Genomic DNA, 20,525 nt, shown 5'->3' on the forward strand with positions numbered 1-20,525 from the left:
CGAGGTGTCGATCGCTGCGCCGGCTCAGTAGCGGAACTGCTCTGCGAGAATGCGTTCGTTCCAGGAATGATTGGGATCGAACAGCAACGTCGCCGTCGCCGTCGGCGATTCCCTGACCGTGACCGAGGTCACTGCCTTGACTTCGGTGTGGTCGGCTGCAGCGTTCACCGGGCGCTTTTCCGGCTCGAGAATGTCGAAGCGCACCGTCGCCTTGTTGGAGAGCAGCGCGCCGCGCCAGCGGCGCGGGCGAAACGGGCTGACTGGGGTCAGCGCCAGCAGTGGCGCGTCGAGCGGCAGGATTGGCCCGTGCGCGGACAGGTTGTAGGCGGTGGATCCGGCCGGCGTGGCGATCATCACACCGTCGCAGCTCAGTTCCTCGAGCCGTACCTGCTCGTCGACGGTGATGCGGATCTTGGCCGTCTGATAGGATTGGCGCCAGAGCGCCACCTCGTTGATCGCCAGTGCCGAAACCGTTTCGCCTTCCGAGGTCACGGCCAGCATCTCCAGCGGGCGAATCGTTTCGGCGACGGCGGCGGCCAGGCGCTCGGTAAGGCCACCCGAACGATACTCGTTCATCAGGAAACCGATGGTGCCACGGTTCATGCCGTAGACCTTCTTGCCCGTCCCCATCGTGTCGCGCAGGGTCTGCAGCAGGAAGCCGTCACCGCCAAGGGCGACGACGATTCCGGCATCCTCTATGGAGGACTGGCCATAGCGCGCCGACAGGCTTTCCAGCGCCGTCTTGGCGTCAGCGGTGTCGGACGAAACGAAGGCGATGCGGCTGGCGGTTTGGCTCATGGCTCCCCGATGACGATCGATTGGCGGCGGCCGGTTACCGGGCCGCGCCAGCGCCGGGGTAGCATGGGCGGGGCACGTCTGCAAAGAGAGCCGTTGTTCCGGCGAGATGCGGGGTTGCCGTTCGCGCATCATGTCAAAGCCGACACGAATGTGATGGTTAAGACCGGGCTTAAACTCTCGTAAAGCCGGATCGGTCATGTTAGCCGGCAGTGGATGGGTGGCGTGGGGCCTAGCCAGTCGAGGCCGTCATATTGCCGGTAGCACGCCTGATCATCGTCGTTCTGATGCTGGGAAGTTTCGCTCTTGTCTTCGCCGAACTGGTCCGCCAGTCCGAAGAGATGAGCTTCCGGCCTCAGCCCACGGCGTCGCGCTGCGGCGATGCAGCTGGAACACCTTGCCCGCAAAGGGCGCTGTAACTCCCGAAGACCGACAGCGTCTGCCCTGCTTCGGTGCGCGAGATCGCTCGGCAGTTTTCTCCTCAAAACAGAGGCCGGTCGGCCGCGGCGTGTCGGTGGCGCGCGCCAGCTTGCTCGTTGCGTTTGCCGCCCTTCGCGGCGTAGATGAGAGCACGGATTGGCGGATTTGGATTGGTGGTGGCCACGTATCCGCTGTTCTTGGGAAACAAGCCCTGCGGCTCGTTGACTGGCCGGGTGTCTGGAGGGGGAATTTTCCATGTCGCGCAGCGTATTGGTTTCCGGTGGCTGCGGTTTCCTCGGCTCGCATCTGATTGACCGCCTGCTGCAGCGAAGTGATCTGCAAAAGTTGGTCGTCGTCGACAATCTATGGACCGGGACGCGAGACAACATTGCGCATGTCACCGACCCGCGGTTCAGCCTGCAGGTTGCCGACGCCGAAAGCTTTGCATCCAGCCAGCGCTTCGATGAGATCATCCATCTCGCGTCGCCCGCCTCGCCGATATGGTACATGCGCGAGCCGGCACGCACGATCAAGGCCAACATCGGCGGCGCGCTCAATCTTCTGACCCTGCTCAAGCCCGGCGGTCGTTTCTGCTTTGCCTCGACCTCGGAAGTCTACGGCGATCCGCTGGTTTCCCCGCAACCCGAGAGTTACAGGGGATCGGTGGACTGCACGGGTCCCAGGGCGTCCTATGATGAAAGCAAGCGCTGCACCGAGGCATTGCTGTTCGAACAGCAGCGCGTCGGCGGGCTCGACGCTCGTGTCGTCAGGATCTTCAACACATATGGGCCGCGAACCCGCATGGACGACGGCCGCGCCATTTCGAACTTTGTCATCCAGGCCCTGACAACAGGGATCCTGACGGTCTATGGCGACGGCTCCCAATCGCGCAGCTGGGGTTATGTCGACGACATCGTCGATGGATTGGAACGCTTCTTCTGGCGCGATAACATCTCGCACCGTGGTCCGCTGAACATCGGCAACAATCACGAGGTTTCGGTTCTGCACGTCGCTGAATTCGTCAGGGCGCTTGTCCCCGGCAGCCGCATCGAGCACCAGCCTCCGGCTCCCCAGGATCCAACCAACCGATGCCCGGATCTGACTTTGGCGAGGCATGTCCTTCCTGGTTGGGAAGCAAAGACCGGCTATCAGGAAGGTATTGAGCGCACCTACGAGTGGTTTCGCCAACAGATCGCCGTGACCATGCGGTCGATGACGTGACGCAAAAATCGGCCGCGCACCGCGCCACCACCGGCAAATTGGCGTTGCCGTAGAACGTATAGGCAAGATAGGTCGGATCGCCGGTTCATAGAAGCGCTTGCGCATCACTTGCAGCAATCTCGGCGAGATAAACCGGTCCGTCCTTGAGCCGCGCGCTGATGCCGCCATAGAAATCCCTCGAGAAGGCGGCGGCCGCGCGGTCGGTCAAACGGCCACATGCCGCCGATGAACCCCGACGCGCCGCCGGCCAGCACCGCCGGTCCCCAGTCCTGCACGAAGCCGGCGCATCGACCGCATCATCACTGGTCGATGTGGTGCTGGTGGTCGCAAAAAGATATTGACTGTATGTTTAGTCATAGTTATTCCTGATGGCGAGGATCGAGTTGGCCAGCCGGCTTCTGCCGGTGAATGGCCACGAAGGAGAGGGGAATATCTTGACAGCCATACGGCCCGCCGTTGAGGCGAAGGGCGTTACCAGGATCTTTCGGGGAACCGGTCAGGATTCGGTCAGAGCGCTCGACAACGTCTCCGTCGCGATCCGCGAAAACGAGTTCTTCACGCTGCTTGGTCCGTCCGGCTGCGGCAAGACGACATTGCTGCGGCTGATCGCCGGCTTCGACTATCCGACTGACGGCGAAATCCTGCTCTATGGCCAGGACATTGCGCCGCTGCCGCCGTTCAAGCGGCCGGTCAACACCGTCTTCCAGTCCTATGCGCTGTTCCCGCACATGACGGTCGCCGAGAATATCGGCTTTGGCCTGAGGATGCTGGGCAAGCCAAAAGCCGAGATCGAGGCGCGTGTCGATGCGATGCTGAAGCTCGTCCACATGGAGGAGCTCAAAAATCGGCGCACCAGCCAGATCTCCGGCGGTCAGCAGCAGCGTGTGGCGCTGGCCAGGGCACTCGCTCCGCAGCCGAAGGTGCTGTTGCTCGATGAGCCCTTGTCGGCGCTCGACTACAAGCTGCGCAAGGAAATGCAGATCGAACTGAAGCGGCTGCAGCACGAGACCGGCATCACCTTCATCTTCGTCACCCACGATCAGGAGGAAGCGCTGACCATGTCGGACCGCATCGCGGTGATGTCGTCGGGAAACATCCTCCAGGTCGGTTCGCCCTGGGACGTCTATGACCACCCGGCGGAGCGGTTCGTCGCCGACTTCATCGGTGAGACGAATTTCCTGACCGGCATGGTCGAAAGTGCGGGCAATGGCCAGGCGCGGATCGCCTTGCGCTCGGGTGCCAAGATCTGCGCGACCGCCGCCGCGGGCTTCCGCGCAGGCGGCAACGCAACGCTGATGGTCCGGCCTGAGCATGCGAAGCTGGTCAAAGGCCGCGGCGACCTGGCCGGTACGATCGAGAATATCGTCTATTTCGGCACTGATACGCACATCCATGTCCGGCTGGACGAAGGCGACGTCTTCATGGTGCGCCAGCAGAACTCGCGCAGCGCCAGCTGCGGCTTCGAAAACGGCGACAAGGTCGGCATATCGATCGGCGACGATGCTGCCCAAGTGCTGAAGGACTAGGGCCCATGGCGACCGCGATAGAGGTAGCCGAAATGGCCGAACGTGACGACATCAGGTCACGCTGGCTGCTTTCCACCCCGGCGCTGCTGATCGTCTTCCTCGCGGCCCTTGGGCCGCTGCTGATCGTGGTCGTCTATTCCTTCCTGACGCCGGGCAATTACGGCGATGTGAAATGGCAGTTCTCGACCGACGCGTGGGTGAGCGTGTTGTTCGAGCGTGATGTCTTCGACGACACGCTGTCATTGGCCACCGCATATCTGTCGATCTTCTGGCGCTCGGTGTCGCTGTCGCTGGCAACCACCGTGCTGACCCTGATCCTCGGCTTTCCCACCGCCTATTTCATTGCCACGCGGCCGGATCACCGGCGCGACATCTGGCTGTTCCTGATCACCATCCCGTTCTGGACCAACCTTCTGATCCGCACCTTCGCAATGCAGCAGGTGCTGCGCAATGACGGCATCATCAATTCGGTGCTGCAGCTGCTTGGGATCACCGACCATCCTGTCCAGCTCATGTACACCAACTTCGCCGTCCTGGCCGGCATGGTCTACGTGTTCCTGCCTCTGATGGTGCTGCCGCTCTACGCCAGCATGGAGAAGATCGACTTCCGCCTTGTCGAGGCGGGCTACGACCTCTACGCGACGCGGTTCCAGGTGTTGAGGCGCATCATCATCCCGCTGGTCACGCCGGGCATCGTCGCCGGCTCGATCCTCGTCTTCATCCCTTCGCTTGGCGCCTATGTGACACCGCGCGTGCTGGGCGGCGGCACCAATCTGATGATCGGCAACCTGATCGAGCTGCAGTTCGGCCAGGGCAGAAACTGGCCACTCGGTGCCGCGCTCTCGATCACCTTGATGGCGATCGTCATGGTGGCGCTGCTGTTCTACGTCCGCAACACGACCAGGTCGGATGGCGCCCATGGCTAATCGCTTCGACGTCCGGCGGCAGAACGGCTTCGTCAGCGTGGCGATGCTCTGCTTCTTCCTGCTTTACCTGCCGATTGCCACGCTGGTGGTCTACGCCTTCAACGACAATGATTCCGTGGTGATCTGGAAAGGCTTTTCGCTGCGCTGGTTCCACATCGCCTGGAACAATGCGCTGGTCATCGAGGCGTCGATCCGCTCGTTCCAGATCGCCGCCGTCGCCGCCGTGCTGGCGACGATCACGGCGACGATGGCAGCGCTGGCGACGACCAGGACCAAACCGTATCCGGGACTGACGCTCAAATACGCCTTCATCAACCAACCGCTGATGGTGCCGGAGATCGTCACGGCGGTGGCGCTGCTGATCGTGTTCTCGCGCATCAAGATCTGGACCGGTTATTCCGGGCTCGGCTACCTCGTCGCCGCGCACACCGCCTTCTGCATCCCGTTCGCCTATCTGCCGATCCGGGCGCGGCTCGAAAGCATGGACCTGTCGCTCGAAACCGCGGCGGCCGATCTCTATGCGACCAAGTGGAAGACCTTCCGGCATGTGACCTTGCCGTTGCTCTGGCCGGGCATTCTTGCCGGGCTGATGCTCGCCTTCGTCGTCTCGCTGGATGACGTCGTCATCACCGAATTCGTCAAATCGGGCGGCCAGGACACGCTGCCGACCTACATGCTCGGCCAGCTCCGGCGCACTGTGACGCCGGAAGTCAATGCGATCTCGACGGCCTTCCTCGTGCTGTCGATCGGTATCGTCACGGCCTTCTTTTTCATCAGCAGGAAACGGACCTGAGGCGGCAACGCCGACAGTCCCAACAATGGGAGCATGGAGCATGAACTGGAAACTGACCGCGACGGCGATCGGGCTGTCGCTGCTGGCCGTGACGGGTGTGGCCCGCGCCGAGGGCGAACTCAACATCTACAATTGGGGTAATTACACCAACCCCGATCTGATCAAGAAATTCGAGGAGACCTACAAGGTCAAGGTCACCGTCACCGACTTCGATTCCAACGACACAGCGCTGGCCAAGATCCGCCAGGGCGGTGCCGGTTTCGACATCGTCGTGCCTTCGGCAAGCGTCGTCCCGATCTGGATCAGCGAGGGGCTGCTGCTTGAATCGCGCCCGGACCAGATGGAGAATTTCAAAAACGTCGATCCCAAGTGGGTCGATGTCCCCTTTGATCCGGGCCGCAAATACACTGTTCCGTGGCAGTGGGGTACGACAGGCGTGTCGGTCAACAAGTCGGTCTATTCCGGCGACATCAACACGTCCGCAATCTTCCTCGACCCGCCACCCGAGCTCGTCGGCAAGATCAATGTCGTGCCCGAAATGGGTGACATCATGTTCCTCGCCATCGCCTACGAAGGCGGCCAATACTGCACCGCCGACAAGGTGGTGCTGAAGAAGGTGCGCGACAAGCTGGTCGAGGCCAAGGCGAAATGGCTGTCCTTCGACTACGGCGCCGTCGACGGCCTGGGCAAGGGCGACATCGCAGCCGGCGTCAACTGGAACGGCATTTCGCTGCGGCAGCGGTTGCAAAACGACAAGATCGCCTATGGCTATCCCAAGGAAGGCTACCCGATCTGGATGGACAACGTCGCCGTCCTCAAGGATGCCAGGAACGTCGACAACGCCAAGCTCTTCCAGAACTTCATCATGGACCCGCAGAACGCCGCACTGATCTCGGCCTTCGCGCGCTATTCGAACGGCATCAACGGCTCGGAGGCCTTCATGCCCGACGACATGAAGAACGCGCCGGAAGTGAATGTTCCGGCCGAATTCGCTGCCAAGGGACAGTTCATGCAGGCCTGTCCGCCGGACGTGCAGGCGCTCTACACGAAAATCTGGACCGACCTGCAGAAGTAGCCGACCGGAAATCCAACCGAGAACCGCCAGGCCGCGACATCACGCGCGGCTTGGCGCCCTTATGCAAAAGGCGATCTGGCGATCGCAGGAGACTTCCCATGACCGATCTCGACCTTTGCTATCTGCCAGCCAGCGAGGCGCTGCGGCTGTTCAAGGCGAAGAAACTTTCGCCCGTCGAATTGATGCAGGCGACCATCCGCCGTGCCGAAGCCACCAGGTCGACGATCAACTGCTTCACCTTCACGCATTTCGACGAGGCGATGGAGCTGGCCAGAAAGGCCGAGGCGAAATACGCCAGGGGCGCCAGGACCGGCGCGCTCGAGGGCTTGCCGATCGGCATCAAGGACGAGAGCTACATCAAGGGCAAGCCGACATCACACGGCTCGCTGCTGTCGAAGGACGCCATTGGCGGCCACACCTCGACGATGAACGAGCGCATCATCAAGGCTGGCGGCATCGTCCACGCCCGTACCGCGACACCCGAATTCAGCTGCGCCGGCGTCACCTGGTCGAGGCGCTGGGGCGTGACGCGCAATCCGTGGAATCCGGACTTCACGCCAGGCGGCTCGTCTGGCGGTGCGGCGGCGACGCTGGCCGCGGGTACATCGTCGATTGCCAGTGGTTCGGACATTGCCGGGTCGATCCGCATTCCCGCCTCGGCGTGCGGTCTTGTCGGCTTCAAGCCGCCATACGGCCGCAACCCGGACGAGCCGCCATTCAATCTCGACTTCTACTGCCACACCGGACCGCTGGCACGAAACGTCCGGGATGCGATCCTGCTGCAGAACGTCATGGCGGGTCCAAGCCCGCTCGATATCGCCACGTTGCGCCCGAAACTGCGCCTGCCGCTCGACTACAAGCCGATCAAGGGCTGGAAGATTGCTCTTTCGATGGACCTCGGTTCCTTCGAAGTGGATGCCGAGGTGCGCAGGAACACGCTTGCCGCCTGTGATGCGTTTCGTTCACTTGGCGCCACCGTCGAGGAGGTCGACCTGGGCTGGGGCGACGAAGTGCTCAAGGCCGGCATGGCCTATCTGGAGCATCTCTTCGGCGCCTCGCTGTCGCAACTGCTCAAGCAGCACGGCAAGGACATGACCAGCTATGCACGGCAATTCGCCGAGGATGGGCAAAAGTCCAAGGCCACGGACTTTGTCGCAACTCTGGAGGTGGCGGCCAGGATGTACCAGACGCTAGGCCCGCTGCTGGAGACATATGATGTGCTGATCTGCCCGACCAACGCGCTTCCCGCGGTGCCGGCGGAGTTCGACCACACCAGGGACACTGTCGAGATCAACGGAAAGCCGGTGAACCCGTCGCTTGGCTGGGTGATGACGACGCCGTTCAACATGCTGAGCCGCTGTCCCGTTCTCACCATACCCTCGGGGCGGGCGGCGAGCGGCGTGCCGACCGGCATCCAGATTGTCGGCCGCACCTATTGCGACGCCGATGTCTTCCGGGCAGCGCTGGCCTTTGAAACGGCTCAGGGCCAATGGTACGGAAACACCGAAACACGCCCGTCGCTTTGAACGGTCACGTAGCCTGTGCTGGCTGGTGCTCGCTCTCTCGCTTCGGCTATGGTGCGCCGGCGCGCGGGGCTGGAAATTACCGCCGCAAGGTTTGAAAAAGGGCTGGACAGGAATGGCGCAACGCAAGGCTGCCGCGGCACAGGGGAATGCAATTGTGGCCGAAGATGGGGACAATAAGATCGAGCCGGCGCCCAGGGATCGCCGGCGCGAGCGCGGCGAGGCCAGCATTCAGCGGATCATCGACGCCACCATCGATCTCATCGCCGACGAAGGCCTGGCGAGCGTCACCATGCAGCGGATCGCCGAGCATGTCGGCTCTTCCAACGCGCTGGTGGTTTTCCACTTTCGCAGCAAGGAGAACCTGTTCCGGGCCGTGCTGCAGTATCTCAGCGATCAGTACGATGAATTGTGGGCGACGCTGGTGCGGGCGCCAGGCATGTCGCCGGTCGAGCGGCTGATGGGCGCGGTCGAATGCGCGCAAAGATTCGCGCGGCAGCATCCGAAATGGGTTTCGGTCTTTGTTGTGTTCTCCAGCGACCGCAAGAGCATGCAGATCTACAACGAGATCGGCCTGCCCAGCGATCTCAGCTACAATGCCGAGGCGCGCGACTTGCTCATCGAAATCAAGCGCGGCGGCGGCTACACCGATGTCGACCCGGACACGCTGGCTGAAAGCCTCAACTATCTCGTCCATGGGGCATGGATCTGGGATCACCTCAACCCACCGTCGGGCAATTCCGATGTGCTGAGAAAGACGATGCTGATGCTGCTGCACCAGGCATTTCCGCGGCATTTCGAATTGATGCGCTAACTCGCTTACTACTAGGGCTGCCGCAGATGGCAGCCCGCCTGCCGCTTCTGCGCCAGATACTCGTCGACGAGCTGCCGGTAGCGCACCTTGCCGAAGCTCGGAAAATGGCCGCCGTGCACGACCGAGACATCGAGGTCGCGCATGCCAACCAGCGTCGCCATATAGTCCGAAATATCCGAGTGATAGACGTCGTCGATCAGCGGGCCGTCATAGATGATGTCGCCGGAAAGCAGGATGCCGGTCTTCTTCTCGTGGAGCGCGATGCCGCCGGGTGAGTGGCCGGGCGTGTGGATCACCTCGAAGGCACGGTCGCCGAGATCGACGACGTCGCCATGTTCGAGCAGGCGGCCTGCCGGTGCTGGCCGGATGCTGTAGCGCGCCGTGTCCCAGCCTTGCGGCATGCCGTCAAACATCTCGTCGGTCGCATAGGTGTCGGCGGCCGTCCATTCGTTGCGCGGATCGGCGAGGATTTCGGCCTCGGCCGCGTGCACGCAACGGTCGGGAAATTCGTGATGGCAGCCAATGTGATCGAAATGCGTGTGGCTGGCGACACAGGTCAGCTTTCGCTCCGTCACCAGCGGCAGGTGACGCCTGAGGCTGAAATGGCCGAGACCGGTATCGAACAGGAGATCACGGTCGCGACCCCGCACGTGCCACATGTTGCAGCGGAAGAACGGCTTGATCCAAGGCTCATGGATCAGTGTCACGCCATCGCTCATGCGGATGGTCTCGTACCAGTCTGGGGCGTCGATGACCGGAAGCGTGCCCATTTCAATCCGTCAGCAGGATGATCTGGTCGGTATTGCACGAAACCGCGACCGTGTCGCCCGGCTGGACGGTGGTTGCCGCTGGCAGCCTGGCGATGAACCGCAGCGAAGGGTCTTCGACGGAAACTGCGAGCACGCGCTTGAAGCTGCCCTGGAAGACGACGTCGCTCACTTCAGCCGTGCCCAGTCTGATATCGCCGCTGGCCGCGCCGAGGACAATGTGCTCCGGACGTATGGCGAGCCCGACCGCCGAGCCCACCGGCAACGCGCTGGGCAGCGAAACCGGCCCGACCGGCGTCGCGACAATGCTGGTCCTGTCCCTGGCTTTCGTGACCGTGCCGGCAAGGATCGTGCTTTCGCCCATGAAGGTCGCGGAAAAGCGCGTCGCCGGTTTGGCATAGACGCGCTCGGGCGGCCCTTCGTCCTCGATGCGCCCGTCATTCATCACCACGCAGTGGTCGGCCAGCGCCATTGCCTCTTCCTGGTCGTGGGTGACATGGATGAAGGCGGTGCCGACGCGCTGCTGGATCGCCTTCAACTCGTCCTGCATCTGCCGGCGCAATTTGAGGTCGAGCGCGCCGAGCGGCTCGTCGAGCAAAAGCACCGCCGGCTCGATCACCAGCGCACGCGCCAGCGCCACACGCTGCCGCTGGCCACCGGAAAGCTGGTGCGGCTTCTTGTCGAAGGCGGAGGCCAGCCCAACCAGCACCAGCGCCTCGCGTGCCCGGGTGGCTCGTGTCGCACCGTCGACGCCCTGCATGCGCAGGCCGAAGCCAACGTTGCTGCCGACGCTCATATGCGGGAACAGCGCGTAATCCTGGAACACGGTCGTCGTCGGGCGCTTGGCCGGCGGCACCGAGGTGCAGTCCACACCGCGGATGAACACCTTGCCTTCACTTGGAGTAACGAAGCCGCCGAGGATGGACAGCAGCGTCGTCTTGCCTGATCCGGAAGGGCCGAGCAGGATCGTGTAGCTGCCCGGTTCGATCTGCAGCGAGACGTTCTTCAGCACGGTCTGCTGGCCGAAGCGATGCGAGACGGCGCGGATGTCGACCAAGGGCGCGGTCATGCTCTTCTCCTGCGCAGCAACGTCAGTTCGAACAGCACGACCAGCACGATCGAGACGGCGAAGACCAGCGAGCCGACGGCATTGGTTTTCGGATTGAGGCCGGAGCGCAGCAGGTTCCAGATTTCCACCGGCAATGTCGTGTCGAAGCGCGTCAAAAGGAAGGAGATGACGAACTCGTCCCAGGAGAAGGTCATCGACAGGAAGAAACCGGCGAAGATGGCCGGTGCCATCACCGGCACGGTGATCAGGAGCAGCACCTTCCATTCCGGTGCGCCGAGGTCACGAGCGGCGCGCTCGATGTTGATCTGGTGGTCGCCCATCTGGCTGTAGATGATGGCAAAGCACAGCGGCAGGTTGATCACGACATGGCCGATGCCGGCGGCCAGCAGCGACTTCGGCACGCCGGCCCAGTTGAACAGCACCAGCAGTCCCATGCCGATGATGAGATAGCTGACCGTCAAGGGCAGGGTGATCAGCCCGCGCAGCAGGCCGGAGCCCGGCAGGACGAAGCGGGCAAAACCCCAGGCGGAGAGGAAGCCGAGCGTGACTGCAGCAAGCGACGATCGAAGCCACCAGCAGCGAATTGACCAGCGCCGAGGTCAGCCGCGTGTCCGAGAGAACCGCGTCGTACCAGCGCAATGACGGGCCGGTGAAGGGTGGGATCGGGAACGACGTCGCCTGGAGCGAGAACAGCACCAGCACGACAACCGGCAGGAAGATGAAGCCGTAGATAGCAAGCGCGTAGAGCCAGGATACGATACGGACAATCCGGTGCATCTCAGGCCCGCTCGATCTTTAGCCAGCGGGCGCAGGCGAGGTAGGCGATGGTGACAACGGCCATCAGGATGATCGACAGTGCCGATGCCAGCGGAAAGTCGCCGCGCCGGCCGATCTGCATCATCACCAGCTGCGGCATAAGAAGCTCGTTGTTGCCGCCGAGGATCTGCGGAGTGATGTAGTCGCCGATGCACAGCACGAAGGTGAGGAAGGCTCCGACCATGATGCCGGGCAAGGTCAACGGCAGGACGACATGCAGGAAGGTGCGCACCGGCCCGGCGCCGAGATCGGCGGCCGCCTTGCGGTAGCTCGGGCTGAGCTGCTTCAGATTGGCAAAGATCGTCAGCGTCAAAAGCATGACGAAGAAATGCACGAAGCCGGTGACGGTGGCGAAACGCGTGTTGGCGAGTTGCAGGGGCTCGGCAACCGCGCCGATGCCCGTCAGCGCCCGGTTTATGACGCCGTTCTGCGCCAGCACCAGCAGCCAGGAATAGGAGCGCACGACATAGGACGTCCAGAACGGCAGCACGGCCAGCATCAGTGCCAGCCTTTGCCATCGTTCCGGCACCTGTTCGGCCAGGATCCAGGCGAAGGGATAGGCGAGCAGCACCGAGACGACGGTGACGATCGCCGTCACTTGCAGCGAGTTCACCATCGCTTGCCAGTAGGAGGGGTTGGTGAAGAACTGGCTGTAGTTGGACGCCGTGAAGCCGCCGCCCTCATGCGCCGTCAGGCTGGAAAACCCCATGGCGATGAAGGGCAGCACGAAGAACAGCAGCGTCCAGCCGAGCGCAGGCGTGACCAGCGCCCAGGGCAGGGCGCGGCCCGCCCGGGGCAGGGCACGCCCGTTGTTACCAACTGAGTTCATCAGCCGCAGCCGCTCACTTCGCCTGCAGCATTTCGGTCCACATGTCCTGCATCTTCTTGTCGAGGTCGGCATTCGGCGCCGGATAGGCCTGGGCGCGGGCGAGGAAGCCCGGCTGCTCGTCGAAACGCAGGATCTTCTTCTGCTCGTCGGTCAGCGCCGCCTTGGTGTTCGCCGGCATCCCCCAGTAGCAGGACGAAGTGGCAAGTCGCGCCTGGCCCTCCGGGCTCATGATGTATTGGATGAATTTCAGCGCCATGTCCTTGCTCTTGGAATCCTTGAACATGGCCAGCGACTGCGACCACAGCACCGCGCCTTCCTTGGGAATGGAGAAGTCCAGCGCCGGGTTCTCCTTGGCCAACCCCGCCGTCACCCATTCGCCGCCGCCGACCAGGATATCGACCTCGCCGGTCGCCAGCGCCGTCTGGCTGGCGGTCACTTCTCCGACCAGCTTGGCATTGGCCTTCATCTTGAGAAGCTCCTCCTTGAGGGCGGGCAGGTCGGCTTCGGTGAGATCCGCCGTCTTCTTGCCGATGGCGAGTGCGGCCATGCCGATGACCGGCAGATAATAGTCGTAGATGGCGACCTTGCCCTTGTACTTGTCGCCGGTCAGCGCCGCCATCGACTGCATGTCGGCCGGATCGACCTTGGTCTTGTTGTAGCCGATTGTGTTGTAGCCGAACTTTTCGGTGATGCCGTAGCGCTTGCCGCCGACCACCGTGGAGCCGTCCATCTTCACCTGGGGAAACATGTCGGCCAGGGGCAGTTTGTCGTCCGGCAGCGGTTCGAACAGGCCCTTTTCGACGCCGCGCGGTATGTCGATCGAGTCGATCACCATCACGTCCCAGTCGCCGGGCTGCGACTGTTCGACGATGGCGAGCCCAGCGCCGGTTCCCTCGAACTCCTTGACGTTGACCTTGACATTGTTGGCCTCCTCGAAGGGCTGCAGCAGTGCGGGATCGGAATGATCGCACCAGATCAATGCGTTGAGATCGGCGGCCTGGGCGAGACTGCCGGCGCCGAGCAGCAGTGCCGTGGCGGCGCACGCCGCGTGCAGATGGCGCGTCAGGATGGAATGCGGATTCCTGGATGCAGATTTTGCGGACATCGAGTGTTCTCCCTTGCCTTTGTGGCTTCTTGCAAAAAGTTGAACCAATTCTAAAATTGAGTCAATTCTGTTTTTGTGGCAAGAGGCTGAGATGAGCGGATTGCGGGCAAGGCAAAAGGCGGATCGGCACAGGCGCATCATCGAGGCGGCAGCCGAACTTTTCCGCGAGGCCGGCTATGAAGGCGCCAAGATCGAAGCGATCGCGGCACAGGCCGAGGTCTCTGTTGGCACCATCTACAACTACTACCAGAACAAGGGCGACATCCTCGGCGCCATCGTCTCGCTGGAAGTCAACGAGGTGCTGAATGCCGGGCAAGGCGTCGTCGCCAGGCCGCCCGCCAATGTCGGCGACGCGCTGGACACGCTGATCGGCATCTATATCGAGCACTCGCTGCACTATCTCAGCAAGGAGATGTGGCGGCAGGCGATGGCGATCTCGACGCAACTGCCCGAAAGCCCGTTCGGCCAGGCCTACACCGCGCTCGACCGGGCGCTGACCGAGCAGATCCGCGCACTGATCGCCCGCCTCCAGGTGCTGGACCTGGTGCGGCAGGACATCGACGGGGCCGCACTCGGCGAACTGATCTTCAACAACATGAACATGATGTTCATCGAGTTCGTGAAGCGCGACGCGGCGAAGATCCCGGGGCTGCGCGCGGCGATACGCCGGCAGAACCGGATACTGGTGGCGGCGATTGCGGTTTGATTGTCAGGAAAAGGCAGCAGAATTGATTTTTGGGCCAAGCCGCGACTCAACCCTCTTGAGTCGAATCTGAAATATGATACAACCCATGCGTGCATTTTTGGGGGAGGGGTGAATGCAGTTTTCAGTCTGGCACTGGGCGATAGTTCTGCTGTTGATCGGCATTCCTGTCTTCTTTGCGCTCCGATCTGCCATCAAGCCCTCACAGAATCCGGCTGACCTTGTTGGCTTCGGAGGATGGCTGATGCTTCTTGCGATCGGGCAGGCCTTGTCCCCGTTGCGCACGCTTGCCGCAATGGGGTCCTCGAGCGATGGCTACAACCAGCTCATGCTAATGCCGAACGGACCCATGGTGGTCTATGGCGAGGTTGCTCTGCTGCTGGCATTTCTGGTGCTTCAACTGGTGGTGTTTGTTGCCATGCTGAGGCGGAGCCCTTGGTTCAAGCACTTGTTTCTCATCCAGTGGCTTGCAATCCCGGTGGTCTTCATCCTGGACGCGGTCTGGGTTTCCACGGCTTTCGGGGTTCCGGTCGGGCAAGTGGTCACCGGACACGCACTTGCCGCGCCTATAGTCTCGTTTGTCCTGGTCGGACTCTGGGTCGCTTACATCCACAAATCCGTCAGGGTACGAAACACGTTCACCGGGGTCAGAGCATCCGCCCGGATCGTGCGCGCCTCCTAGACAGCACAATTTGGAATATTTGAAGCGTTAGGGGCTCGGCGGAAGGCCTGCCAAAGCGAGGATTTCGGGGGCAGGAGTGACATGCGCATGCGGCCTGCAGAAAGCAGGGTCGATCGCTCGATAGCCAAGCAGGTTGGCGAGCGGCACCAGGATGCCGAGCGCCACCCGCTGGATAGCGGGCGGAGGCTGGGTGAAGACGACCACGTCGGCAAATTCCCTGACGATGACGGCCGCCTGAAGCGGGAAGGGTCTACCTCTCTTATCGACCCGACCGGCATTGGCGAGGCCGAAGAGCATGCCGATCATGAGCTCGAAGCGGTTCGGGTCAATCTGGTCCGCCCCCGGCGCCCGTTCTATTTCGATCAAGACGTGTGCTTCCTCGGTCTTGCTGCTGTTCCACCAATCGTGCACCACGCCCGCCTCGACCATTGCCGATTGGCCGGGCCCCAGAGAAAATGTCTTCCCGGCGATGGAGGCATCGAGCCGGCCGCTGAAGACGGTAAACCGTTCGGTCATGTTCGGATGGAAGTGCTCGCCAACGACCGCAGCTCCCGGCCGAGCGGTTAAATGAACAATGCCGGGTCCTTGGCCGCGATCTTCGTTGCCGCGCAGGATCACCGCAAATTCACCGGTCACCTTGTTCTCGTAGACGTCCCCACAGCGTGACATGGATCAGCTCCTATTTCAGGAACACCGGCACATCAAAGTCAAAGGATCGACGGTTCACTGCGAACTGGTGCCCCCGGACGGAATCGAACCGCCGACCTTCGGTTTACAAATTTTGTGCCAGAGCACCCCGGAGCCTCACGGTTCCCAACACGAACTCAGGTAAATTGCTGGTTTTTATACATATTTCGAGCTTAGAGCATCGGTTTGCATAACGGGCCATAACGTGAAATAACGTACCCCGGTTTACCCCTGACGTTACCCGGAGCTTTTCACATGGCCGTTTCGATCCCGTCGCAGCACAAGCGAGCCGCCGCTTTCATCAACGCATTGAAGCCGGGAGCAGCGCGGCAAGAGATACCGGACAGCGCGCAAGCCGGGCTTTATCTGGTGATGCAGCCGCAACCGAGCGGTGCGCTATCTTGGGCGGTGCGAACGAAGGTGGACGGCAAGCCCGCGAAGATCACGCTAGGCCGATACGATGAGGAAGGGACCGCCGAAGATCGCAGCGGCAACGTGGTGATATCTGCCACGCAAGTTTTGAACACCACGCAAGCGCGAGCGTTGGCCGAACGTGTAATTGCAGACGCAAAGCGCGGTCACGATCCGCGACAGGAAAAGACCGGCAACAAATTTAGCGTTGATCACTGGCTTGATGAATTCGTGAAAACGGCCCGCACCGCTGGTTTCAAAGGGCGGCCTGTCAAAGCGTCCACCGCAGACGAATATGAGCGGATCATTGCGACCAACATCAAACCCAATTTGAAGCATGTCACCGACATTCGCGCCATTGATTACCGCGACATTGAAAAGCTGATTGCCAAGCTGCAAACCGGAGCGCAGCGCAACGCCTTCGCGGTCCTGTCCGCATTCTTCCGCTGGAAAGCTGTTGCCCGCGTGATCGGGCGCAACATCATCGAACTAGCGGAAGCGCCGACGAAGCCGCAAAGCCGGGAGCGCGTCTTATCTCACGATGAAATCAAGGCCGTTTGGAATGCAGCCGACAAATGCGGCTATCCGTTCGGTCCCATGGTCCAGCTATTGCTTTTGACCGGGCAACGCCGCGACGAGATAGCCAACCTCAAATGGTCCGAAATAAACGACGCAACGGACGCGATCACGCTTGAAGGATCACGCACCAAGAACGGACGCGCTCATATCGTGCCGCTCGCACCATTGGCAAAGACGATCATTGAAGGACTGCCGGTGATCACCGACGCGGACGGCGAGCTATCGGCATATGTTTTCACGACCACAGGCAAGACGCCTTACAGCGGCTTTTCCAACGGCAAACTTGCTCTTGATAAGAATTGCGGCGAACCGGCTTTGGCAAATTGGCATCTGCATGATTTGCGCCGCACATGTGCAACCGAACTCGCGAAGCTTGGAATCAAGCAGGAAGTGACAGAAGCGATCTTGAACCACAAGACCGGCAAAGTTAGCGGCGTTGCCGGGATTTATAACCGCTACGATTATCAGGACGAGAAAGCAGAAGCTTTGAAGCAATGGGCAACGCGGATCGCAACGATTACCGCAAACAATGTAACGATCCTTCCGAAGCGTGCATAACCTCAAAAATCGTTAAGGTATACTCTTGACCGTGAGCCAACGTTAGCTCACGGTTGCTATGTCGCCTGATTTGGGCGGTGTAAGGGGCTGGACTGGCCCAATGTCGCGAGGAAGACGCGGTGAACGCGGGTGGATGCCTGCAAATCCTGAAACTTCAGAGATTTGAGGTACCCTTATGAACCCGAACCCCATTGACACCCTCATTCCCGCCCCTGCCGTGCGCGCTATACTAGGCGGCGTCAGCGACATGGCGTTGCACCGTTGGCTGAAAGGCGATTACGACAAGCGCACCGGCAAACGTACGCCGCCCGTTGCCGACTTCCCAAAGCCTCGCGTGATCAACCGCCGTCGTTATTGGTCGCGGGCCGATATCGAGCGCTTTATTGCCGGTCGCGCCGCCTGATTTACCCGCCGAAATACCCCAATCGAGAAAACGGGCCGCTGCGCGAGCACAAGTATTTGATATCGCGCAATTATTATAAGCAGGCGTAGCGGTTGCTAAGACCGATGCTCAAAAAATATGCCCGGCGTGTGAGGCCGGGCACAATCAATCAGTGTTCAAAACGATACGGAAAGTTGAAGTTACAATGGCCGATATATTATCATCGGGAGCGCCGGTCAACCCGGCCACGCAAGACTATAATCAAGCCTTCGCGCATATTGCCGCGTTGACAGGGCAAGACCCGAACACAACGCTTGTAAATTACCGATGCATTCATGACACTCAAAAAGACATTCCAGCGCATTCCTATGATGGGACGTTGCCACAACTATGGCAAACGTTCTTGGATTACCAAGCGAAGGGTTACGGCGTTTTTCTAAACATCAGTCATCTTGATGGGAATGGACGGGAACTCGCCAACGTCGCGAGCATTCGAACGCACGTCATCGACTTAGACAACCTGTCCGCGCAACAGAACTTTGAACGCGCTTCGCAATGGCTTCCAGCGCCGGCTTTTGCGGTCCAAACGTCACCTTTGAAATACCATTGCTATTGGCCGGTTACGCCATATCGCGACAACGACCGTTACACGCTCATTCAACGGAAGCTGCGGCAACTGTTCGACGGCGATAAATCCGTGATCGATCCTACAAGGGTTCTAAGGCTTGCCGGGACGTTGCATTTGAAAGACCCGACAAAGCCGCACCTTGTTTCCTGCTTTAGTTTGCCCGGCTATGGCTATGTGACGCCAGCGGAGGCGCTGGAAGCCGCCCTGGCATCGGTCAACGTCATAGACGGCAGCGGCGGGCGGCATGAGCTAGGCGAGCCGTCGCTTGCCGCGCCGTCGCTCGATTGGCTGCGGTTCGCCTTGAAGCTCTTAGACCCGAATGATTTAGATCGTGGTGAATGGATATCGTTTTCCGCTGCGGTGAAACAGGCCGGCTGGACGCTAACCGATCCCGACACGCTATTCCGCATTTGGTCGGAATGGTGCGCCCGTTTCGTCGGGAATGACCAAGGCGAGAACCTCAAACAGTGGCTTTCTTTTCGCAACACCGAAGTCGGTTGGCCGTCGATTGAACGTCGCGTCCCGTCTTTGCTCGCGTATCAGCATTTAATGGTGCCGCCATCGCAACCGATTGCAGCGCCTCCAATGCCGGGAACGACCACACCAGCCGCGACCGTGCCACCAATGCCAGCGCCGCCCGAACTCGATTGCAGCGGCGAAATGTTGACGCACTTGGAACAGCAGACATGGTTCAAGGATTGCGTGTTGATCGGGCCGGAAAGTCGCATCATTGGACCGCGCGGCATTCGTTACGATGTCGGAAGCTTCAACGCATCGTATGGCGGCAAAAAATTCATCATTGATGGAACCGGCAAGCCTACCGATGAGGCATGGAAAGCCGCCACGCGGTCAACGCTTTGGACCGTGCCGAAAGTTGACGGGACATGTTTTCGACCAGAACGACCAACGGGCGAAATCGTTCGCGACGGGCTAGGGCGTTCCTACGTCAACACCTACGTACCCGCCCGCATCGATATTTTTGCCGGCGATCCTACGCCATTCTTGCGTCATTTGGCGTTGGTGCTGCCGAACCTGGACGACCAGCGCATATTGCTCGAATTCCTCGCGCACAACGCTCGCTATCCCGGTCATAAAATCCCTTGGGCTCCGCTCATCCAATCCGTTGAAGGCGTTGGCAAAAACGTTTTCAAACAAGTGATCCGCCATGCCATCGACAAGCAATATTTTTATCAGCCGAAGGCCAAGCAGTTAAACGATAGCGGAAGCAAATTTAACGGCTGGATGGATAGCAAGTTGTTTTTCTTGGTTGATGAGATCAAGACCGACGACAGGCGCGATATGGTCGAAACTCTCAAACCGTTCATTACCGAAACGGAACTTGAAATAGAAGGAAAGGGCGTCAACCAACGGATGGCCGACACGCCATCAAATTGGATGTTCTTTTCCAACCACAAAGACGCAATTCCGATCACGACCAATGGCCGGCGCTTTGCAATCTTTTACAGCCCAATCCAGACGCTTGACGATCTGCGGTCACGCGGCATGAACGACGCCTATTTCAACAGCCTGTATGCTTGGCTTGGCGACCATCAGAACGGCGGGCATCGCATGGGCCTGCGGATCGTGGCCAACTATCTGTTGACCTATCCAATTGAACGCGGCGCGCTACCGACGCGAGCGCCAGCCACAAGCAGCACCGCAGAAGCTTTGATCGAAAGTCGCGGTTGGCTTGAAACCATGATTGCGGAAGCTGCGGACGATCAACGCAACGGCTTCCGGGCCGGTTGGATTAGCACGGCGGCGCTCGCGACTTTGATGCGGGACCAGCGGAAGGACGCGAAGCCGCGCACAATTGGCGATGCGATAAAGGCGCTCGGGTATCATCGCATTGGGCAAGCCGGGCGCGGCTACTTTCAGGAAGACGCGGCTTTCCCGAACCGGCGAGGTTGGTTGTGGAATACTAATCCGCTGGCCGTCGTTGCAAATTATGGACGTGATCAAGGATATGAGTAATTTCCGCTATTTATGAGCGGCGATCCAAGCGGCGATCCAAGCGCCGATCAAAGCGGCCAAAAAACTGTTACAATACAAATAGTTATGGCTATCCGCTTTGATCGCTTTTATTCGCTCTACTCTCCGGCTCCGGCGGGGGGACGGGGGCGCAGTAATTATAGCAATTACCGCTATTTTATATATCTCTCTCTCTCTCAATATAGAGAACATTAAAGCGATCAAAGCGGATAGCCTTCAACCTA

19 protein-coding genes and 1 pseudogene are annotated in these 20,525 nt (G+C 60.5%); 12 read left to right on the forward strand and 8 right to left on the reverse strand.

The window, feature by feature from the left end:
- Positions 1-24: 24 nt before the first annotated feature.
- Positions 25-798: an NAD kinase gene (locus AC1RZR_RS21540; RefSeq protein ID WP_095090691.1), complete on the reverse strand. Its 774-nt coding sequence runs from the start codon at positions 796-798 to the stop codon at positions 25-27.
- A gap of 672 nt (positions 799-1,470) precedes the next feature.
- On the opposite strand from AC1RZR_RS21540, the gene AC1RZR_RS21545 reads away from it, so the two are divergent.
- The gene (locus AC1RZR_RS21545) at positions 1,471-2,436 is read left to right on the forward strand and encodes an NAD-dependent epimerase/dehydratase family protein (RefSeq protein ID WP_477275114.1); all 966 of its coding nucleotides are present in this window, start codon (positions 1,471-1,473) and stop codon (positions 2,434-2,436) included.
- An 85-nt stretch (positions 2,437-2,521) separates the two neighbouring features.
- Here the strand turns inward: AC1RZR_RS21545 and AC1RZR_RS21550 are convergent, their stop codons facing one another.
- On the reverse strand, positions 2,522-2,644 hold the full coding sequence (locus AC1RZR_RS21550; protein ID WP_477275112.1) for a hypothetical protein: 123 nt from the start codon (positions 2,642-2,644) through the stop codon (positions 2,522-2,524).
- A gap of 226 nt (positions 2,645-2,870) precedes the next feature.
- Between AC1RZR_RS21550 and AC1RZR_RS21555 the strand changes: the two genes are divergently transcribed.
- The 6 genes from AC1RZR_RS21555 (at position 2,871) to AC1RZR_RS21580 (ending at position 9,093) form a co-directional block, all read left to right on the forward strand.
- Positions 2,871-3,962: an ABC transporter ATP-binding protein gene (locus tag AC1RZR_RS21555; RefSeq protein ID WP_477275110.1), complete on the forward strand. Its 1,092-nt coding sequence runs from the start codon at positions 2,871-2,873 to the stop codon at positions 3,960-3,962.
- A 5-nt stretch (positions 3,963-3,967) separates the two neighbouring features.
- A complete protein-coding gene (locus AC1RZR_RS21560) occupies positions 3,968-4,888 on the forward strand; it encodes an ABC transporter permease (RefSeq protein ID WP_477275108.1) in 921 nt (306 codons plus the stop codon).
- Positions 4,881-5,681: an ABC transporter permease gene (locus AC1RZR_RS21565; protein WP_477275106.1), complete on the forward strand. Its 801-nt coding sequence runs from the start codon at positions 4,881-4,883 to the stop codon at positions 5,679-5,681. The genes AC1RZR_RS21560 and AC1RZR_RS21565 overlap by 8 nt, the downstream gene beginning before the upstream one ends.
- Positions 5,682-5,721: 40 nt before the next feature.
- Positions 5,722-6,756 carry an extracellular solute-binding protein gene (locus AC1RZR_RS21570; protein WP_481825909.1) on the forward strand — a complete coding sequence of 345 codons (1,035 nt, stop codon included), beginning with the start codon at positions 5,722-5,724 and terminating at the stop codon, positions 6,754-6,756.
- 98 nt (positions 6,757-6,854) lie between these two features.
- A complete protein-coding gene (locus tag AC1RZR_RS21575) occupies positions 6,855-8,282 on the forward strand; it encodes an amidase (protein ID WP_481825910.1) in 1,428 nt (475 codons plus the stop codon).
- 154 nt (positions 8,283-8,436) lie between these two features.
- Positions 8,437-9,093, forward strand: coding sequence for a TetR/AcrR family transcriptional regulator (locus tag AC1RZR_RS21580; protein WP_477275100.1), 657 nt, complete (start codon positions 8,437-8,439; stop codon positions 9,091-9,093).
- An 11-nt stretch (positions 9,094-9,104) separates the two neighbouring features.
- Here AC1RZR_RS21580 and AC1RZR_RS21585 read toward each other — a convergent pair whose 3' ends face one another.
- The 5 genes and pseudogenes from AC1RZR_RS21585 to AC1RZR_RS21605 all read right to left on the reverse strand — a co-directional run bounded on the left by AC1RZR_RS21585 (position 9,105) and on the right by AC1RZR_RS21605 (position 13,679).
- Complete coding sequence (locus AC1RZR_RS21585) at positions 9,105-9,863, reverse strand: MBL fold metallo-hydrolase (RefSeq protein WP_481825911.1); 759 nt, start codon at positions 9,861-9,863, stop codon at positions 9,105-9,107.
- Between the two features lies 1 nt (position 9,864).
- Positions 9,865-10,929 (reverse strand): ABC transporter ATP-binding protein, encoded by a 1,065-nt coding sequence (locus AC1RZR_RS21590; protein ID WP_481825912.1) that lies wholly within the window; start codon positions 10,927-10,929, stop codon positions 9,865-9,867.
- Positions 10,926-11,706: pseudogene (locus AC1RZR_RS21595) on the reverse strand (ABC transporter permease). The gene AC1RZR_RS21590 and the pseudogene AC1RZR_RS21595 overlap by 4 nt, the downstream one beginning before the upstream one ends.
- 1 nt (position 11,707) lies before the next feature.
- The gene (locus AC1RZR_RS21600; protein WP_477275092.1) at positions 11,708-12,574 is read right to left on the reverse strand and encodes an ABC transporter permease; all 867 of its coding nucleotides are present in this window, start codon (positions 12,572-12,574) and stop codon (positions 11,708-11,710) included.
- A 13-nt stretch (positions 12,575-12,587) separates the two neighbouring features.
- Positions 12,588-13,679, reverse strand: a complete 1,092-nt coding sequence (locus AC1RZR_RS21605; RefSeq protein ID WP_481825913.1) for a polyamine ABC transporter substrate-binding protein — start codon at positions 13,677-13,679, stop codon at positions 12,588-12,590.
- Positions 13,680-13,770: 91 nt separating this feature from the next.
- Here AC1RZR_RS21605 and AC1RZR_RS21610 point away from each other — a divergent pair, with 91 nt between their 5' ends.
- Positions 13,771-14,385: a TetR/AcrR family transcriptional regulator gene (locus AC1RZR_RS21610; protein WP_481825914.1), complete on the forward strand. Its 615-nt coding sequence runs from the start codon at positions 13,771-13,773 to the stop codon at positions 14,383-14,385.
- 112 nt (positions 14,386-14,497) lie between these two features.
- Positions 14,498-15,064, forward strand: coding sequence for a DUF2569 family protein (locus tag AC1RZR_RS21615; RefSeq protein WP_481825915.1), 567 nt, complete (start codon positions 14,498-14,500; stop codon positions 15,062-15,064).
- Between the two features lie 27 nt (positions 15,065-15,091).
- Here the strand turns inward: AC1RZR_RS21615 and AC1RZR_RS21620 are convergent, their stop codons facing one another.
- On the reverse strand, positions 15,092-15,682 hold the full coding sequence (locus tag AC1RZR_RS21620) for a cupin domain-containing protein (RefSeq protein WP_481825916.1): 591 nt from the start codon (positions 15,680-15,682) through the stop codon (positions 15,092-15,094).
- Positions 15,683-16,006: 324 nt separating this feature from the next.
- On the opposite strand from AC1RZR_RS21620, the gene AC1RZR_RS21625 reads away from it, so the two are divergent.
- The 3 genes from AC1RZR_RS21625 (at position 16,007) to AC1RZR_RS21635 (ending at position 20,283) form a co-directional block, all read left to right on the forward strand.
- A complete protein-coding gene (locus AC1RZR_RS21625) occupies positions 16,007-17,299 on the forward strand; it encodes a tyrosine-type recombinase/integrase (RefSeq protein ID WP_481825917.1) in 1,293 nt (430 codons plus the stop codon).
- Between the two features lie 175 nt (positions 17,300-17,474).
- Positions 17,475-17,702, forward strand: coding sequence for a helix-turn-helix transcriptional regulator (locus AC1RZR_RS21630; RefSeq protein ID WP_127856206.1), 228 nt, complete (start codon positions 17,475-17,477; stop codon positions 17,700-17,702).
- Positions 17,703-17,886: 184 nt separating this feature from the next.
- Positions 17,887-20,283, forward strand: a complete 2,397-nt coding sequence (locus AC1RZR_RS21635; RefSeq protein ID WP_481825918.1) for a DUF5906 domain-containing protein — start codon at positions 17,887-17,889, stop codon at positions 20,281-20,283.
- The last annotated feature ends 242 nt before the right edge of the window (positions 20,284-20,525 follow it).

The organism is Mesorhizobium bavaricum, assembly GCF_056781655.1.

Excerpts from the sequence above, each read along its gene's own strand:
- AC1RZR_RS21575 (WP_481825910.1), top strand. The coding sequence starts at position 6,855 with ATGACCGATCTCGACCTTTGCTATCTGCCAGCCAGCGAGGCGCTGCGG.
- AC1RZR_RS21615 (WP_481825915.1), top strand. The coding sequence starts at position 14,498 with ATGCAGTTTTCAGTCTGGCACTGGGCGATAGTTCTGCTGTTGATCGGC.
- AC1RZR_RS21590 (WP_481825912.1), bottom strand. The coding sequence starts at position 10,929 with ATGACCGCGCCCTTGGTCGACATCCGCGCCGTCTCGCATCGCTTCGGC.
- AC1RZR_RS21600 (WP_477275092.1), bottom strand. The coding sequence starts at position 12,574 with ATGAACTCAGTTGGTAACAACGGGCGTGCCCTGCCCCGGGCGGGCCGC.
- AC1RZR_RS21625 (WP_481825917.1), top strand. The coding sequence starts at position 16,007 with ATGGCCGTTTCGATCCCGTCGCAGCACAAGCGAGCCGCCGCTTTCATC.
- AC1RZR_RS21570 (WP_481825909.1), top strand. The coding sequence starts at position 5,722 with ATGAACTGGAAACTGACCGCGACGGCGATCGGGCTGTCGCTGCTGGCC.
- AC1RZR_RS21565 (WP_477275106.1), top strand. The coding sequence starts at position 4,881 with ATGGCTAATCGCTTCGACGTCCGGCGGCAGAACGGCTTCGTCAGCGTG.
- AC1RZR_RS21540 (WP_095090691.1), bottom strand. The coding sequence starts at position 798 with ATGAGCCAAACCGCCAGCCGCATCGCCTTCGTTTCGTCCGACACCGCT.
- AC1RZR_RS21545 (WP_477275114.1), top strand. The coding sequence starts at position 1,471 with ATGTCGCGCAGCGTATTGGTTTCCGGTGGCTGCGGTTTCCTCGGCTCG.
- AC1RZR_RS21560 (WP_477275108.1), top strand. The coding sequence starts at position 3,968 with ATGGCGACCGCGATAGAGGTAGCCGAAATGGCCGAACGTGACGACATC.
- AC1RZR_RS21610 (WP_481825914.1), top strand. The coding sequence starts at position 13,771 with ATGAGCGGATTGCGGGCAAGGCAAAAGGCGGATCGGCACAGGCGCATC.
- AC1RZR_RS21635 (WP_481825918.1), top strand. The coding sequence starts at position 17,887 with ATGGCCGATATATTATCATCGGGAGCGCCGGTCAACCCGGCCACGCAA.
- AC1RZR_RS21605 (WP_481825913.1), bottom strand. The coding sequence starts at position 13,679 with ATGTCCGCAAAATCTGCATCCAGGAATCCGCATTCCATCCTGACGCGC.
- AC1RZR_RS21630 (WP_127856206.1), top strand. The coding sequence starts at position 17,475 with ATGAACCCGAACCCCATTGACACCCTCATTCCCGCCCCTGCCGTGCGC.
- AC1RZR_RS21585 (WP_481825911.1), bottom strand. The coding sequence starts at position 9,863 with ATGGGCACGCTTCCGGTCATCGACGCCCCAGACTGGTACGAGACCATC.